The organism is Gammaproteobacteria bacterium (genome assembly GCA_029881255.1).
GTDB lineage: Bacteria > Pseudomonadota > Gammaproteobacteria > S012-40 > S012-40 > JAOUMY01.
In genome coordinates this window covers 207,582-224,758 of the sequence record JAOUMY010000003.1, presented here as the reverse complement: position 1 = coordinate 224,758, position 17,177 = coordinate 207,582, and the positions used below count along the sequence as shown (strand labels likewise).

The window sequence follows — 17,177 nt, the reverse complement described above, 5'->3', positions numbered from 1 at the left end:
GGGCGCGTGAAGATATTACATGTATTTGATCACTCGATTCCACTTCATAGCGGTTATACATTTCGATCTCGCTCGATTCTTGAACAACAAAGGAAGCTTGGTTGGGAAACTGAGCACCTCACTAGTCCCAAGCACAATATGGCAACAGACCCTAGCGGGGCGGAAGAGATTATTGATGGACTGCATTTTTTTCGGACGCCTCCACTTAAGGGGAAAATTTGGCGCTTGCCTGTAATGAATCAATTGGCGGCAATTCCGGCGATAGAAAAAAGGCTGAATGAAGTCATACCGAAGATAAAGCCCGATATTATCCATGCTCACTCTCCGGCATTGAACGGATGGGCAGCAATAAATTCAGCAAGGAAATTTGGTATTCCTGTTGTTTATGAAATTAGAGCATTTTGGGAAGACGCAGCAGTAGACCACGGCACGACTAAAGAAGGAAGCATCCGGTACCGTCTAACTCGTGCAATGGAAACCAGAGTTATCAACAAAGCTGACGCGGTGACAACAATTTGTGAGGGATTGCGCAGTGACATAATTTCCAGAGGAGTGTCGCCAGAGAAGATTACCGTCATTCCAAACGCTGTGGATATTCAGAAATTTAGTGAGATATCGAAGAAAGATGTAGAGTTGGAGGCAAAACACAGCCTGTCCGGAAAAACTGTGATAGGTTTTATTGGGTCTTACTATGCCTACGAAGGCCTGCCAGTGCTCGTCGAAGCTCTAGGCAAGCTTGTTACTCGGCGAAAAGATGTGGTTTTGCTTCTTGTTGGTGGCGGTCCTCAGGAAGGGCACATTAAGGCACTTGTTCAATCGAAAAACCTATCCGAACATGTCCGAATTATTGGTCGAGTACCTCATGACACTGTGCAGCGATACTATAGCCTAGTAGATATTCTTGCGTACCCCCGTCTCCCAATGCGATTAACAGAGTTAGTAACTCCTCTAAAGCCCCTGGAGGCGATGGCCCAGAAGAAATTGTTGGTGGCATCTGATGTCGGGGGGCATCGTGAATTAATAGAAAATGGCAAAACCGGTTTTCTTTTTTCGGCTGGTAACGCTGGTGCACTGGCTGATGTGTTGAATTCACTCATTGATAAAAGAGAGGCATGGGGCGACGTTCATACGGCGGGAAGGTCATACGTTGAAAATGTACGCAATTGGAAAAATAGTGTTGAAAGATATGAAAAGATTTATCTTTGCCTAACGGGGAAAGAAACGTGAAGACGCTTCTATTTTCTACGCTATTCCCGAATTGTGTTCAGCCTCAGCATGGAGGTTTTGTAGAAAACAGACTCAGACATTTATTATCAAGTGGCGAGGTTGAAACGAGAGTTGTTGCGCCTGTGGCGTGGTTTCCGTTTAAAAATGGCATATTCGGAAAATATGCCACGGCTGCGAAAATTCCCCACTATGAGGTTCGCGATGACCTGAACGTATATCATCCCCGCTATATGCTTATTCCAAAAGTGGGTATGAACATGGCGCCAGAAGCTATCTTTCGTGCTGTTCTACCACATATAAAAAAGCTAATGGCTAATGGTTTTGAATTTGACTTAATTGATGCTCACTACTTCTATCCAGACGGCGTGGCTGCTGTAATGCTTGCTGATGCAATCGGTAAACCAGTCGTTATAACTGCGCGAGGATCTGACCTAAGCCTGATCCCCTCCTTTAATAAGCCTCGACAAAAAATTATTTGGGCCGCCCAGCGAGCTAACGCGATAATTACTGTGTGTCAGGCATTGAAAAATGTTTTGCTTGAGTTAGGAATTCCCGATGAGAAGATTACTGTTTTGCGCAATGGAGTTGACTTAGAAAAATTCAGACCCCCAGAAAACAGAGAGCAGCTTCGGCGGAGACTAGGATTCAGCGGTAAAACGGTTTTGAGTGTTGGCAATTTGGTAGAGCTGAAAGGCCATCACCTTATCATTGAAGCATTACTCGAACTAAAAGATGTGTCTCTTGTAGTCGCTGGGAGTGGAGAAAGGCAAGAGTTCTTACAACGGCTAGTGAGCAGCCTGGGGCTTGAGGATCGAGTTCGATTCCTGGGCTCGGTGAAACATACAGAATTGAAAGACTACTATGGTGCAGCAGATATGTTGGTGTTGGCATCTAGTAGAGAAGGGTGGGCAAATGTTCTGCTTGAGTCTATGGCTTGTGGAACGCCGGTCGTTGCAACAAAGCTGTGGGGCACTCCCGAAGTTGTTACTGCCCCTGAGTCAGGTCTTTTAATAGACGAGCGTAGTGTAGGCGCGATTGCGAAAGGTATTTCTGCTCTTTATAGTTCCTATCCTGACCGAGTGAAAACAAGACTCTACGCAGAGCAATACAGTTGGGAAGAAACGACGTCAGGTCAGTTAAAGTTGTTTCAGGAGATGATTAATGCGTGATCTGATTATTACGCTAGTCGTCTTCGGAGCCGTTCCATTTGTGCTAATGCGACCATATATTGGGATTTACCTATGGTCCTGGTTGTCGTATATGAATCCACATCGGTTTTCCTGGGGCTTCGCCTATAACATGCCCTTTGCTGCAGTGGTTGCAGTTGCGTTATTGATAGGGCTTTTCACTTCCAAAGAAAAAAACAGATTGCCGATGAATGCAGTCACTATGACGTGGGTTCTATTTGTGTTCTGGATTACACTTTCGACATTTATTTCTCTTGATGTTGATACCGCGCTAATAGAGTGGCAACGAACCCTGAAGATACAGCTCGTCACTCTGCTAACAATTTTGCTAATTGTCGACCAGAAACGCCTGATATTTCTCATTTGGGTGATTGCTGGTTCTATAGGTTTTTTTGGGATTAAAGGTGGCCTGTTTGTGTTAGCAACCGGTGGTAGTCACCGAGTTTGGGGGCCTCCCGGGACATTCATTGAGGGGAACAATGAGTTAGCCTTGGCGCTCCTTATGATTTCGCCACTATTTTGGTTTCTTCGAACACAGTATAGCAATAAGTGGGTGAGGTTGGCATTGCTTGGGGCTATCGTGCTCTGCCTTTTGTCAGTCATTAGTTCATATTCGAGAGGGGCTTTTCTGGCTGCCGGCGCGGTTATGTTTATGTTCTGGATTAAGAGTAAGAGAAAGGTTCTGTACGGGACTGGAATAGTGCTATTGGCTGTTGTTGTACTTACCTTTATGCCAGACAAATACTTCGATAGGATTGGCACGATACAGACATATGAGCAGGATGGATCAGCGATGGGAAGAATAAATGCATGGCTTTTTGCATTTAATCTTGCACGCGATTATCCATTGTCGGGCGGTGGTTTCGGCGCATTTAACCAGAATCTCTTTCTAAAATATGCACCGGAACCTGAAAACTTTCATGACGCACACAGCATCTATTTCGAGGTCTTGGGAGAACAGGGGTTTATTGGGTTAATTCTCTTTCTATTGCTCTGGTTTTTGTGCTATCGAACTTGCAATAAGATCAGGAAACAGGTTGCAGGAAAAAAAGAATTAGAATGGGTATCGGGCCTGGTATCGATGTGTCAAATTAGTTTGGTCGCATATTGTGCCGGGGGAGCATTTTTGGGATTAGCATATTTTGACTTGCCATATCATATATTTTCGATTGTCGTGGTAGCACAAATTATACTGCTCAAGCTTGAAGGAAGTGTTGAAAAGGAAAATGAGAGGTTGCAGACTGTTTCCGGGAGAGCGACTTGAAAAACGTATCTATATTGATATATCACAGAGTGTTAGATAAGCCTGATCCATTGCGACCAAGTGAGGTTGATGTCGTACGGTTTGACGCGCAGATGAAAATTATTAGACGTTTTTTCAATGTTATACCGCTTTCCGATGTTGAGTATGCACGGAATGGCGGAGGTCTACATTCTCGCGCACTGGCAATTACATTTGATGATGGCTATCTTGACAATTATACCAATGCTCTTCCAGTACTAAAAAAGTACGGCCTACCGGCAACATTCTTTATATCTACTGGGTTTCTCGAAAACGGCATAATGTGGAACGATGTTGTTACGGAGACGATACGAGCAACGCGTAAAAGCTTTCTTGATCTTACAAATCACGGTCTTCACACTTACGATTTGCAAGATAATAGATTAGTGACTCTCGGGCGTCTATTATCAGATTTGAAATATCTGCCATTCGATAGAAGGAAGACAGTTATCGATGAACTTCCTGATATGCTTGAAGTGGATAGATGTCGCGGACTGATGATGTCTGCTGAGAATGTAAGAAGTATGGTGGAGTCTGGAATGACAGTCGGTGCACATACTGTAAATCATCCGATTCTGTCTAAGTTGTCTCTTGAAGATGCAAGTTCGGAAATACAGACTGGGAAAGCTCAATTGGAAAGCATAGTTCAGCGTGAAGTTAACTTATTTGCGTATCCAAACGGAAAGCCGTTTATTGACTATGAAGACGTGCACGTGAAAATAGTTAAAGAATCAGGGTTTACATGCGCCGTGAGTACATCTTGGGGAGTTGCTAGCAGTGGGAGCGATATTTATCAGTTGCCGCGTTTTACTCCGTGGGACAAATCTAATATGAAGTTTATATCGCGATTGTTGCGATATCGTTTCACTCGTGGAAAAGAAGAAAGGGTATAGGGAAGAGATGATTGCTGGCATCGCATGTTTAAGAAGAGATGGTGGTTTAGGTGACCGTCTTGAGGAAATGAAGCAACATTCATATTTGGTGGCAGGAAGAGTTTTAGTTAACGAATTTATTGCTCTAACTGTTGTTGGGCAGACAGCGGAAATAGATGGCAATGTTTCAGTCGGGATCATGGGGAGGCTTGATTGGGTTGGATGTAGGTACGCTGAAAATGCGACTAATAATACTGACGCAAAGCGTGTAGCTGAATTGTATTTAAAGAAGGGGATTAGCTTCGTTTCGGAGTTGAAGGGCAAGTTCTGTATTGTGATTTACGATCATGCAAAACGGTGCACGTTTCTTGTTGTGGATAGAATGGGTTTACAGAATCTATTTTACTCGGTTCAAGGTGACTACATTGTTTTTGCGACACGTGCTGACATTTTGGTGTCTAGTGCTCTCGTTCCGCAAGAGATAAGTCCTCAGGGTATATTTAACTACATATATCATCATGCCAGCCCTAGTCCTGGTAGTATCTATAAGAATGTCTTCAAACTAAGGAATGCGCACTATGTATGTTTTTCTGAAAGTGGAGCGCGCTCAGAGCTTTATTGGCAACCAGAGTTTAGTGAGTCAGTAGGGGGATCTGTAGCATCCCTGTCAGAAGAAATGATGAGCCTGATTGAAAACTCAGTTAGAAAAAACGTCGGTGAGTCAGTCACGGGAGCGTTCTTGAGTGGTGGTCTCGATAGTTCAACAGTTAGCGGGTTTTTGTCAAAAATCAGTTCATCTAAGGTCAAGACATTTTCCATTGGGTTTGACGCTAAGGGCTATGATGAAATGGAATATGCGAGATTAGCGTCAAGCCACTTTGCTACCGAAGCCGTGGAGTATTATGTTACGCCGGAAGACGTCGTGGCAGAAGTGCCTAAGATTGCAGCGTATTTTGATGAGCCGTTTGGAAACTCATCGGCGTTACCAACATACTTTTGTGCGAAACTCGCGCATTCATCGGGAATAGATAGATTGCTAGCGGGTGATGGTGGTGATGAAATATTTGCAGGGAATGAACGATACGCAAAACAAACTGTTTTTGAGCGTTATAGTCAACTTCCGCAGGGCCTTCGTCATATGTTATTGGAGCCGCTCATTTTCAAAACTCCCTTGCTGGGGAATATTTCCATAATAGGCAAGGCCAGAAACTATATAGCGAGATCCAATACGCCTCTACCCGACAGATTAGAAGCATATAACTTCCTTCATCGCCATATGGCCAGTACGATTTTCACTAGGGAGTTTCTGGAAGAAATTGATGAGTTGGCACCTTTGAACAATTTGCGAGAGACATATCATCAGCCCAAAAGTGCCACGTCGTTGAATCGCATGTTATGGCTTGATTGGAAGAGGACGCTGCATGACAACGACTTAGTGAAAGTCAATCGTATGTGCGAATTGGCTGGTGTGGAGGTCATGTACCCTCTACTTGACGACGAATTAGTAGAATTTTCGTGTCGTGTGCCATCCAATATGAAGCTTCACGGAAACAAGCTTAGATGGATGTATAAAGAAGGTGTAAAAGGATTCTTACCTGAAAGAATCATTAATAAAAGCAAGCATGGATTTGGGCTGCCTTTCGGCGTATGGACTGCCGAACATAAAGGATTGCAGGAGTTGGCATATAGCGCACTCGCTTCGTTAAAGGGTAGAGGCATATTTCAGGAAACGTTTATAGATGAAACTATAAAAATGCATCAAAATGTACATGCCGGATTCTATGGGGAATTGGTGTGGGTGTTAATGATGCTTGAATTATGGTTGGAAAAAAGTTGAGCGAGGTTATATTGTTGACGATTTAACGCAAGTTTGCTGTGTGATTAGAAACAATTGAGGATTGTGATGAGAAAATTAGGTTTCCTACCAATGTTAATGGTTTTTGTGCTGCTTCCCATTAATGTTGCGCATGCCTACAATTTCATCGTTACTGAAGCTGAATATTCATCATGGTCAGTTGAGTGTCAAGGCATGTACGCATTCACCCAGATAGGAAAAATGCAGGGTTATGCCAGGAACTATTCGGCGGCAGACATCGAACGTTGGCGTGTATTTGGAGAACGGAATGGTGGTGCTTGGCACTATTGCGCAGGCAAGGTGCTGCTGACGCGAGCGAGTCTTGAATTAGATGCCCAAAAAAGAAAGAAATTTCTTGAAAGGGCAGTTAATGAAACGGGGTTTAGTTACGGTGGTATGAAAGATGGCGCAGAATGGGCCTCTGAGATCGCCGCAACCTATGCCACGGCGTTGGCAAAAGTTGGCAGAGATTCTGAAGCAGAGAAAATTTTCGAAAAAGCAATTCAGTTGCAACCAAGAAATTCTGTAGGGTATCTACAGGCATATCTTTATTACAAAAATGGCGGTAAAGATAAATTTGCGCTAGACATCTTGCTAAAGGGAGATGAGGCCATGCAAAAAAAGTCATCTGAAATAGCATATTTTCTTGGTCTTTATTATGTTGATAAGGGGGAAGTCTCTATCGCAGAGGAATATGCTGAGCGTGCATATTCTTTGGGTTATCCATTGCAGGGATTGCGGAACAAGCTTGCTGAAAAGAAGGACAAGGGGAAGTAGTCTATAGACGAATATCCTTTTCCCGTGTTTTAAGTATTATCTTCGTTTTATTTTATTCACAAGTATCTTTTCGATACTGTCCGGTTTTCCTCTTATATGCCACAGAAGAATCAAGGCGCATAGATAAAGTACTCCACCGCTACAAGTCGATACCGCTAGGTCAAAATAGTGGTTTCCTGTGCTTAAATGTGGTTGGACAAGAAAGGAAACAATAGCAAACATAAAGCCAGCGGATAATATGGGGCTCACGGATGCTTTTATGAATTCAAGAACTTTGATATTCAGCAGTCTCGAAATAAGAAATATGACTAGTGGCAAATTAATCAAAGACGAACAAGCCATGCCAAGCGCTGCACCATATATTCCCATGACTTTGAAACCGTAGATAACGCAAATAATTAGAACAGAGACTCGTAACCACATAATTGAATTGGCCTTGTATTCCATTTTTAAGGCAATCAATGGGTGCTCCGCCATTATCGTTATAACACTCGAGACTGCACCATACAGAATTAGTAGTTTTAGAAATTCAGTTGTCTCCATCCATTGCTGCCCCAATACGACGTAGACAAAATTATCGGCAACCAGCCACATGCCGGCGACCACAGGAGCTGAAAATACAAAAGTGGCTGACAAAATATTCAGATAAACTCTAACAAATTGGGCTCGATCTTCAGCAAGTCTCGTGAAGTTGGGAAAAAGACCTCTTGCCGTTGGCAAAATGACTTCTTTAGTAAATACAGAGCCAAGTTCGTTGGCAACGTTGTATATACCCATTTGTGAAGTTCCAGTGTTTCCACCCACCACTATTACATCGAATTTGTTGTTGAGTAGGCGTGCAATGGAAAGCGGAATCATCGGTATTGCAAAACGAATATATTCCTTGGCAAAAGTAAAACTCACCGATGGCCGGTATGGGTGAAATTTGTAACTTAGCCACACGCTAACAACTTCTCCTATTAGGGTGCCAAACACAATAGCCCAGTAATTTTGATAAATCAGTGCGAGCGAAACTACCGCAAGAAAAATACTTACGCGTCGATATACAATAAATTTAAAATCGAGTGAAAAGTTTAGTTCCTTCCTGGCCAGTACCATGCCAATATTTTGAAAACCTGCAGCAATTTTAATAAAGGCAAGAATGTAGATAACCAAAGTTACCCTTGGATCATTAAAATAGTCCGCTGCGAAGGGTGCAAAAACGACTAATAGTGCGGCAAGTAGAAAGCTCTGGACAATGCCAATTGTCCAGGCAGTATTGCTTTGTTCTATATCGTTGCCAGATGCACGTATAAGTAATAGAGATACGTTTATCGTGGAAAATTCTTCAATAAGGGCTATGACTAATGTGGCCATTGCTACCAGGCCGAAATCATCAGGCGTAAGTATCCTGGCGAGAATTATAGTACTGATTAATCCGATGAATTTAACACTCCATCGCATTAAAATTGACCAGAAAATTCCGCTGGTAATTTTTGTCCTAATTGTGTTCAATTGCTGCGTTCCTTGGCGCTGCGGCGATGTTTATCTGACAGTCTAAGGCTTATGGGTAATTGAATATATGGCGCTTATATCTGTATCCTTTATTGGATAGTCGCCAACGATCGTTCTGCTACTAATATCGAACGCCAAAACGGAGCAGGTTTCGCTTACTTCTCTATTCCTGAGTAGTGGTTTGAGCCATTTGATCTTGTCTAGATGGCGGGTCTTTCTTAAAAGAGAAAATCCAAGATAGAGTATGTCATTTTTAACGAATAGCCCTCTGCACCAACCTCTAACTTGACCATATCCTCTCACGCTATTTAGATTGATGGTTTCTACAATTTCTAGAGTGCGTATATCGGCAACGATTATGTAGGCATCTACGCTTGTGAAATAGACGAAGTCTCCTGCGACAATTCCATCATGTACACTGATGCTTTTGTTTGGGCCGCTAATATCTATGCGCTGAGAATTGTCGTGTAGATTCACCGCATCCTCTTGTGTGCACCGAGTGACCCAGGGTTGGTTTTCTATCCAAAATACGTAATTAGGGTGGCAGTCGTGTGGACGTGTAGAGTGTAGCTTGCGATAATCGATCTCGGGTGAGAACCGATGCCAGGTTTCTTTCCCTTCGGCATTGATTTGGTCGACGATTTCTCCTGTATCCTTATCCAGAACTACAACCATGTCGAGGCCGGTTGAGGTCACGAAAAGTCTATTTTCTCTAACTGCCACGGAGTGTATGTTGTGGAAGCACTTATGCGAGTATGTTTTAAGTAGTTCGAGATCGGGATAGCTATATTGGCGTATTTCTGTGTCGGTTGGAATCCAAAGCACGTTTCCGTCTACCGCCATTGCAGTGAATTCCAGGTTAGGGTATTCAGAAGGAAAATTATCATTGCCTCTGTCGATCGAGAGTAAAGTTTCAACCTGTCCGGTAGAGGTGTCTAGTGATAGTAGCTTGGCACACCCATAGTACTTTCCCTCACCGAGTTCAAATCCATTGGGTCTTAGTAGGCCGCCACTGATTAAAAGAGTTTCCATAAAAAATGTACCCAGAAATATATTTAAATTAAATGAAAAAATGAATATTGGCGAAAGTACAAAGATACTTTGGCGCTAAATTCTTGCCGCTTATTTCCCTTTCAGGAGTTTGACAAATGCGTGAGGAAAATAATTCACGTGGTACATTTGCCGAATGTCAGTAGTCCATTTCTTGTGCCATTCCATAACTTTGCCGTAGAATTCTATTCTTTGAAACTCGGAAGTATTGAATATATCTTCAAAATAGTGTCGTCTCATCAACAGGGCAGGCGACGATGAGCTTTCAGATTCATCGTAGGTTGTTTTAAGAATAATGATCTGTTTGCTATCGGAAACACATAGGTCAGTGGCGACTAGTTTGTCATTGTAGTGTAATTGGTAGACTCTCGCGTTTCCCGTTTCCGCCAGACGCGTCAAAATATCAATGTAAAATCTACCTTGAGAATTATCGACACTTATAGCTGTTCCCATTTCGGCCTTCCATCCGGAAGACTCAAGTTTGCCATAGTCGTCTACGCATTGTTCCATCTGTTCAGGTGTATTGTAGGCTGAAACGTTAAGAGATACGTTTTCGCGATTTAGTCGATTGCGCTGTTTGTTTATGTTTTGTCTTAAATTTCTTCCTCGTTGAGCCCAGTATTGGTCAAAATCCAGATTTTCAGTAGTAACACGGGCAGTTTGTATATAGTCGAGCGTAGAGATTTTACCGCTGTCGATGGGTTTTCTAGTCAAAAATGGATCTTGTTGCGTAAGCCCGAAATTTAGAACTATGAAATCGGGCAAACATTTAATAAGCGATCCGAGCAGGTCTTCTAGCGAGTAGTCGTCGTTGTGAATCCATGGGGCAACAGGACACTGAGATGGTTGAATTGTTGACCAACGACCGAAGGCTACTTTGCTAACGATAGTAACAGCAATGACTTTACCTTGGTCTTCACAAATTGCCAGGTGCGCGTTATCAAAATCGAAATTACGTACTGACGCACTGATAAATCTATAGTCAAGAAGAATAGAATTGGGAAATTCCCGATTGAGGGTATCCCACTCAGACTGGAAACCCGAAAATTGATCAATCGCAACTAGCTTCCATTTCATTTGGCGGCCACCTTTTCGGTGGAGAGGTAATTTTCTGACTCTTTGTTTATTATGTCTGCCATCCAGTCTATATCTTTTGTGGTTAAGGATTGGTGAATTGGAAATTGAAAAACACTTTTGGAATATTCGACACTATATTTGCAGACGTCGGCGTCTACTCCTTCCCATAAGAACTCACCAAAGCGAACAATGGGTACCCCTTTGCTTTTCAATACTGGAAAAAGCTTATCGGGGTGTTGAACAACGGCAGGAAATACATACGGTACTGTGTTGTTCGGCACGCTATCAAAGAGTGGGGAAACTAAGGAATTATTTTCTATTCTCGTCCGAAAGTAGTGGTAATTGTCCAGTCTTTTTTGAGTTATGCCAGCCAAGTTACTATTCTTGATTACGAACAATGAAAAGTTGGAAATTTCTTTGTCGAGCCAATTAGGATCAATGCTATAGCCACCTTCCGAGGAGCTTGGCCCAATGGAGCTGGTTTTTCTTTTTAGGGATTTTAATAGTTTCCAAACAGCATCTTTTATGGAAAAAATTGGAGAAAAAAAGTATTTGAGAAACGGTAGTCTTTTGTAGTGTAGCGAATACTCGAGAGGGTTAACTTTGGCTTTGAACTGGAACCCTTTTCCTGCACTAGTGAGAGGATGTCTTTTCTCAATAGAGTATCTTGATATCAGACAGCCCCCATCAAATACAGGAAAAAATTTCATTGCGCTCCCAATCGCGGCGTCTCCAAAACTTCCAATGGGACGGTTGTTGATTTTACCCATAAACGCGTGTGCGCAATCTTCGAGAAGAAGCAGATTATTTTCTTCGCAAAACTCACGTATACGGCCAATGGGCTGATGAAAACCAAAATAGTGTGTCGCCATAAGAAGTTTACTATTGCTAGTCAACTTGAGCTTAATGTCGTCGAAATCGACAGAGGTGTCTTGAGTGATCTTATAAAAAACCGGTTTAGCTCCTACGAAGAGCACGGGTTCAACCATCGAAGAGCAGTGGTATGCGGGAATAAGCACTTCACACCCTGGACCTATATTCATCTCCTGTAATGCTATGGTGATGGCGACCCGACCACTGGTCACAAAACGAATATCACTATTGTCTAATATTGATGGAAATGGGCGCCTTTTTGCGAGTTTGAACAACGTAGACTCATCAATTGTAGGTTTGATTGGGATGCCAGGTAATGGATAGTTCATTTATTGTAATTCTGTCTATGTCGCAATAATTTCGAATATTTTAAAAAATAGCTAAGCATTTTCAAGTGACTGAAAATACAGAAGCATTAAGTTGAGGGTGAGCAGGCAAAGCATTTCGAGGTGAATTGTGCCTAAAACCCTAGGGAAGAGCAATTCCGTATGGTGCTGTTCGTCCGAATGATACTACATTCCGTGGCGGAAAATTATACTAACCATCTCTTTCTTACAATGGTTTCGTGTTCACCGAGGCTGCATTGGGCTTGATTGGTGTGCTTGCAATCGGTTTTGGTCCCAGTTTATAAATGAATACGTTGTCTAGGGTGCTGGTAACTACGACGAAAACATTTTTCGATGGAATATATCTGAACCGACCAAAGGTACCTTGCTCAGTTTGGGGAGGTGGGGTAACGGTATTTGTAATGGCTGCTGGAATGCGTTCCCATTTTCCCGTACCCAGTTTAAGTTGATAGACGTCCGAACCGCCTGCCCATGCGACAAAGCTATCTGATGCTGGATCGTATTGAAACCCTGGGCTGGGTTTGCCGAGTATTTCGGTATCACCAGATGTGGCAAGCTTGGTATTTGCAATAGTCTGGTTGTTGCTCAAACTCCAAATATAAACCTGATTATTCCCAATCGCGACGAGTTTTCGGCGAATTGGGTCTATCGCGGCGGAAAGCGTATACGGAATCCAGCCGTCAGGTTCGGTATGCATGTTTCCGTGAGTTTGCCAGGTGTCATTTACAGGATTGTACGAGCTTAGAAATGATCCTGCGCCAGCATTATGTACCCATATTTTGCGAGTAAGCGGATCATAAACACTTAATGCTCCAATACTCCCATTGTTAAATGGGACCGAAGCCTGAAGGTACTGCCAAGTAGCGGTAGCGAAATGATAGAAAAAGGTATTGGTGTCACTTTTACCAGTTTTCCAGAGTCCACCACCTCCGGCGACGAATAGCCGGTCAAATGGAGGAGGTATATAGTCGATATATCCATATGTATGTCGTGAAACCGGAGCTCCATCCTGATACTTTTTATCTCCTTCCGTCCAGTTTACGAGGGATGACGGCTCGGTAAGTCGTTCCCATGTCAGTGAGGCAAGGTCGAATGCATATATTTCGTTTCCTGAATAGTCAGCATGTCCTCCACCCCAAACGATCAATTTATCTCTACTCGTATCGTAAACAGCCCCGTTCCAAGCGGAGATGACCGCCTTGTGACCGCTATTATTTTCAGGAAGCGGGTTCGGTGCGATATCTGAAAGTTTGCTGTTTTCGATTTGGTACCAATGGAGTGGAGCTAGATCTTCCAGTGGTCCCCCTAGAACTCCCGTGTTCCAAGATAAAAAGAATGGCGTAAACAATACCATCTTGAAGTATCTCGAGTAGCTTGATGCGTATGTGGTTTTCATGGTGTCTCCAAAATCTTTCATCGAGGTACAATCGCGAAGTTTGGGTAGCGGGAGTAATCGGGTTTGGCAGTGCGATTTTGAAAAATATCCCAGGCCTTTTGGGCCCCATCGACGCTATTGTCGACCGCAGCTAAGGCAATTTGCAGGTTCGACGGATATCCGGTTGGTGAATATGGGTAGCCTTCCATCACACCGCGGTCAATTTGTCTGTATTCGGCCATGGCCAGGCTGTTACATTCATTCGATGTGAGTTCGGGCGCAAATTGCGTAGTATAAATTTCAAGCCATGTGGAATAAATAGGCGTGTCCTGACTTGCACGTAGGTTCAACGAATAGCTCGATGCGAAAAGCCAACAATAGCCGGGGTTTGTCATACGACCAATAGGAAAGCGCGATTTCCATTTTAAGAGTGTAGAGGCGTCGGTAAAGCCTAGATCTACAAGGTTTCCAGTGCTCCAGGTGAAGAAGTCGTCCATCCATGGCGCAATTCCTTTACCATCGTTATACACAAGAGCATAGCCGTTAGTTATTACGCCATATGGGTTAGCAATATCATTTTGGCTGTAGTTGCTGTTATACCAGTTTATGTTGTTTGTTAGTTTTGTCGTGAAGTACTCTTTCATTGGGTTGGCGTCGGGGGTGATATATGCTGCATGTCCAAGTGTTCTAAGCGCCCATGCCTGTCCTCTGACTTGCTCCTGTTTGAAAAGACCCGAACCAAACTCTCTGAAATGTGGGTTGCTTTGAAATAAAAGATAGTTGGACCAGAACTGGAGTTCTTCTAGCAGATAATAGTCGCCGGTTACGATATATGGCAGATATCCCAGTGACGGATGGTGTGCAACATCGTGGGTGTATAAACTTGCACATTCGCCTGCGCAGGCGGGAAATGCTTCATGTTTTCCTGTGACAGGGTTACGGGTATCGCCATATGTGCCTTTAAGTGTCATATAGGGATAGTCATCAAGCGATACACTAAGGTTTGTGTTCTTGTCTCTGTAGTGTATTGACCAACTTCCGGCTAAAGAATCTGTACCTAACATCACTGTCTTCGCTCGATAATCCTGGCTGAGCAGGTATCGAACGCTCCATCGAGGTAGTGGCCCAATTGCTGGATTTGCCCCCGTCGCTGGCATATAGGCGTTCGCAACACCGATCCCCATGGGTTCAATTTTTTCGCCACTCCAACCGTCATCCATCGCTTGAAGATCTTGTTCGGGAATCACAATGCTGCGGTCATAATTGGGCACCGCTTTTGAGTCGATAAGATAGTCCACATCATGCTTCACATGAACGTCCGGTTCTTCGCCGCACCACAACGTTTTCCGCCAACGCGCATGATGATAGTGAGTAAGTCCTGTTTTTTCGTAGACACGCTTTCCGCAGAGTTCAAGTTGTACATCATAGGTAAAGTTTTGCGGTCCTGGCACGTAGGCCCAGTTGTTTTCAATTACATAATCAACGCGAATAGATTGAAGTCCTGTGTAAGCGCGGACATAAAAGCGCGCTGTCAGGTGAGGATGTTCAACTCCTTCTGCGGTCACTAGTGGCGTGGCGCTTATCCACTCACTCGCGAGTGAGCCATTTATCCATGTGGATTGCAGGCCGTTTCGCAGAGCATCCTTAACGGATGCAGTATGAACAATACCGTCGATAGTTACCGAGGCTTTACCGTCGAACTGACTATTGAGGATGTCCTGGATCGAAATAGGTGTGCTCTGAGGAGCATCTAATGCCGTTCTGAGTTCAAGCACTGCTTCGCCAGAAGGTGCAAGACTTGGTAGCATGAATGTAACAATTGCGTGTCGTAACGATGTGTCTGTGTGAAAGGCCTTTTTATCAAATTGACTTTGTAGTTGTTGAATTGTCTCGCCTATTAACACCACTGATAATTGCGCATTTCCGGAAACCTGCCCTTCATGGAAAATGTGGCCAAAGGTAATCGGTATTGATGCTTGAGCGCTGTTTCGCAGATTCTGTATACGCACCTTCGCGATGGGCATGGTGGCAGATAAATCAGGAGACTCAGGCTCTACTTTTATAATTTCAGGCTCCTCTGCAACGGTTTCTGGGGGGGCTGGAATTGTGGCGTCAATAACTACATCGGTGCTTCCAGAGTTGGCCTCTGTTTCGTTTGTTTTGTCGTCCTCAATTTTGGCGTCAATCGAATCCCGATTATTAAGTATGTCGGACTCGTTTTGTTTGGTGGCATCCTTGTTTATTGTCTCGGAAGGGGTAATTTGGAATTTCCCAAAGGACTCTGTTCCGACTTCACATCCGCTAACGCCAGCTAAAACGAGGGCAAAACCTAGTCGGTAGAAAAATTGGCGGGTCGTGTTACTAGTTGGATTGCGCATATCGTTACGGTAACGTTATACAACTAGCATCAGAAGCATCTGAATATCCCCATGCGTTGTATGCTCTAATGGAGAAGCAGGCAAATTTACTATTTGCAGGGAGTGCAGAAATGATCGTCTCTCCACCTATGGTGACCGATGGAGAAGCGGGCTCCCAATTAGTATCGTCAGCGACTAAGATGGTTAGCAATTCGTTTATATTGCTTATGTCTTCGCCAATATAAATGCTATATCCATCAGGTCCATCGGGGTTTGCCGGCCAAGAAATGTCCAAGCTGTATGAACTGGCGTATATCGTCTTCGTGACAGTGTTCTGAGACGTGTCGTCACGCACTTGAAGCGAGATATTGTACGAACCGTTTACGTCAGTATGAAATGTTGTTTCAACGGTGTATAGGTTCGAAAGTGTTGCCTGACTACCTGCCGGCCTGGACACCATCGTCCAGGTATAGCTAAGTGTGTCGCCGTCCTCGTCGCGACTTCCCGCACCAGATAAAGCAACGGTGGTTTGACTCGCTACAACATCACTTGTTGTGTCTATCCTGGCTCGAGGGGGAATGTTCTCTGTCGTAGCGATCAGTTCCATGGATTTTGTTGCCGAAGACTTGCCGTCATTTACGGTCAGTTCAAGCAGATATGCACCTGCAATGTCGGGTGTGACCAGAGTGTAGGACGAGGTATTCGTCTGCAACGTAGTTGCGCTGCCCTTAGGCGTAGAGGCCAACTTCCACAAGAACCCAAGCTCGTCCGCATCGGCGTCAAATGCCTCAGCGCTGATTGACTTCTCTATCCCCACAATGGCTATGTCGGAAGCTTTTAAATATATGACAGGCGCATTGTTTAAAGGCGCAGGCACAATAGATGGCTGTTCATCGTTTTGTATTATCAGCGAACTATCGATCAATGGGCTGTCGATCGGCGTACTTGTTTGGTCATTAGTCTGTTTACTGGTTTGGTTTTTGCTGGGCTCGTTTACCTGGGTGTCGTTAACGTGATTGTGTATTTGGTTGTCCAGGGAGGATTGATCTGGAATTGAATTTTCTATTCGCTGAGCATCTTTCTGGCTCACAAGCTCGAGCGAGAAATTTTCACGAGAGCCGTCAGAGCAGCTAAGTGCGGACAACCCGAATAACGTTAGTCCTAATGAAGTGATTAAGCGTTTGCAGCCGGCTGTAGTTGTATATCTTAGATGCATATAATCCGTTTTGTGCAATTACAAAGTTTTTCTTTCAAAATAAATGATTTATAGTGAATTGCAGCATTCAGGCCAATACAAGCGTAAAACCCGCTATAATCGCCCAAGCACCTTGATTGCCAAACCGAATATCATAACGCGCTTTTGCGAAGCTCTCTATAAGAAACTGATTGGGTGTCGAAAGTTGC

13 protein-coding genes are annotated in these 17,177 nt (G+C 43.8%); 6 read left to right on the top strand and 7 right to left on the bottom strand.

What is annotated here, in order from left to right; genetic code table 11:
• Positions 1 to 6 precede the first annotated feature (6 nt).
• The 6 genes from OEZ43_08390 (at position 7) to OEZ43_08365 (ending at position 7,200) form a co-directional block, all read left to right on the top strand.
• On the top strand, positions 7 to 1,227 hold the full coding sequence (locus tag OEZ43_08390) for a glycosyltransferase, exosortase A system-associated (GenBank protein ID MDH5545596.1): 1,221 nt from the start codon (positions 7 to 9) through the stop codon (positions 1,225 to 1,227).
• Positions 1,224 to 2,396, top strand: a complete 1,173-nt coding sequence (locus OEZ43_08385) for a glycosyltransferase family 4 protein (protein ID MDH5545595.1) — start codon at positions 1,224 to 1,226, stop codon at positions 2,394 to 2,396. Before OEZ43_08390 ends, OEZ43_08385 begins: the two co-directional genes overlap by 4 nt.
• Entirely contained in the window at positions 2,389 to 3,678 is a 1,290-nt protein-coding gene (locus tag OEZ43_08380; GenBank protein MDH5545594.1) for a putative O-glycosylation ligase, exosortase A system-associated, read from the top strand. Before OEZ43_08385 ends, OEZ43_08380 begins: the two co-directional genes overlap by 8 nt.
• On the top strand, positions 3,675 to 4,589 hold the full coding sequence (locus tag OEZ43_08375; protein ID MDH5545593.1) for a polysaccharide deacetylase family protein: 915 nt from the start codon (positions 3,675 to 3,677) through the stop codon (positions 4,587 to 4,589). The genes OEZ43_08380 and OEZ43_08375 overlap by 4 nt, the downstream gene beginning before the upstream one ends.
• Positions 4,567 to 6,405 (top strand): asparagine synthase-related protein, encoded by a 1,839-nt coding sequence (locus OEZ43_08370; protein MDH5545592.1) that lies wholly within the window; start codon positions 4,567 to 4,569, stop codon positions 6,403 to 6,405. Before OEZ43_08375 ends, OEZ43_08370 begins: the two co-directional genes overlap by 23 nt.
• Positions 6,406 to 6,471: 66 nt before the next feature.
• Entirely contained in the window at positions 6,472 to 7,200 is a 729-nt protein-coding gene (locus OEZ43_08365) for a hypothetical protein (protein MDH5545591.1), read from the top strand.
• A 36-nt stretch (positions 7,201 to 7,236) separates the two neighbouring features.
• Here the strand turns inward: OEZ43_08365 and OEZ43_08360 are convergent, their stop codons facing one another.
• From OEZ43_08360 to OEZ43_08330, 7 genes are all read right to left on the bottom strand, one after another.
• Entirely contained in the window at positions 7,237 to 8,694 is a 1,458-nt protein-coding gene (locus OEZ43_08360) for an oligosaccharide flippase family protein (GenBank protein MDH5545590.1), read from the bottom strand.
• 42 nt (positions 8,695 to 8,736) lie between these two features.
• Positions 8,737 to 9,726: a hypothetical protein gene (locus OEZ43_08355; protein ID MDH5545589.1), complete on the bottom strand. Its 990-nt coding sequence runs from the start codon at positions 9,724 to 9,726 to the stop codon at positions 8,737 to 8,739.
• Positions 9,727 to 9,816: 90 nt separating this feature from the next.
• Complete coding sequence (locus OEZ43_08350; protein MDH5545588.1) at positions 9,817 to 10,821, bottom strand: GNAT family N-acetyltransferase; 1,005 nt, start codon at positions 10,819 to 10,821, stop codon at positions 9,817 to 9,819.
• Positions 10,818 to 12,023 (bottom strand): DegT/DnrJ/EryC1/StrS family aminotransferase, encoded by a 1,206-nt coding sequence (locus OEZ43_08345; protein ID MDH5545587.1) that lies wholly within the window; start codon positions 12,021 to 12,023, stop codon positions 10,818 to 10,820. Before OEZ43_08345 ends, OEZ43_08350 begins: the two co-directional genes overlap by 4 nt.
• Positions 12,024 to 12,246: 223 nt before the next feature.
• Positions 12,247 to 13,437, bottom strand: a complete 1,191-nt coding sequence (locus OEZ43_08340; GenBank protein ID MDH5545586.1) for a hypothetical protein — start codon at positions 13,435 to 13,437, stop codon at positions 12,247 to 12,249.
• Between the two features lie 17 nt (positions 13,438 to 13,454).
• Positions 13,455 to 15,794 (bottom strand): hypothetical protein, encoded by a 2,340-nt coding sequence (locus OEZ43_08335; GenBank protein ID MDH5545585.1) that lies wholly within the window; start codon positions 15,792 to 15,794, stop codon positions 13,455 to 13,457.
• A gap of 4 nt (positions 15,795 to 15,798) precedes the next feature.
• A complete protein-coding gene (locus tag OEZ43_08330) occupies positions 15,799 to 16,863 on the bottom strand; it encodes a PKD domain-containing protein (GenBank protein MDH5545584.1) in 1,065 nt (354 codons plus the stop codon).
• Between the last annotated feature and the right edge of the window lie 314 nt (positions 16,864 to 17,177).

Bases quoted from the DNA above. Each gene is read 5' to 3' on its own strand.
- OEZ43_08335 (MDH5545585.1), bottom strand. From the start codon at position 15,794: ATGCGCAATCCAACTAGTAACACGACCCGCCAATTTTTCTACCGACTA.
- OEZ43_08350 (MDH5545588.1), bottom strand. From the start codon at position 10,821: ATGAAATGGAAGCTAGTTGCGATTGATCAATTTTCGGGTTTCCAGTCT.
- OEZ43_08340 (MDH5545586.1), bottom strand. From the start codon at position 13,437: ATGAAAACCACATACGCATCAAGCTACTCGAGATACTTCAAGATGGTA.
- OEZ43_08365 (MDH5545591.1), top strand. From the start codon at position 6,472: ATGAGAAAATTAGGTTTCCTACCAATGTTAATGGTTTTTGTGCTGCTT.
- OEZ43_08345 (MDH5545587.1), bottom strand. From the start codon at position 12,023: ATGAACTATCCATTACCTGGCATCCCAATCAAACCTACAATTGATGAG.
- OEZ43_08380 (MDH5545594.1), top strand. From the start codon at position 2,389: ATGCGTGATCTGATTATTACGCTAGTCGTCTTCGGAGCCGTTCCATTT.
- OEZ43_08355 (MDH5545589.1), bottom strand. From the start codon at position 9,726: ATGGAAACTCTTTTAATCAGTGGCGGCCTACTAAGACCCAATGGATTT.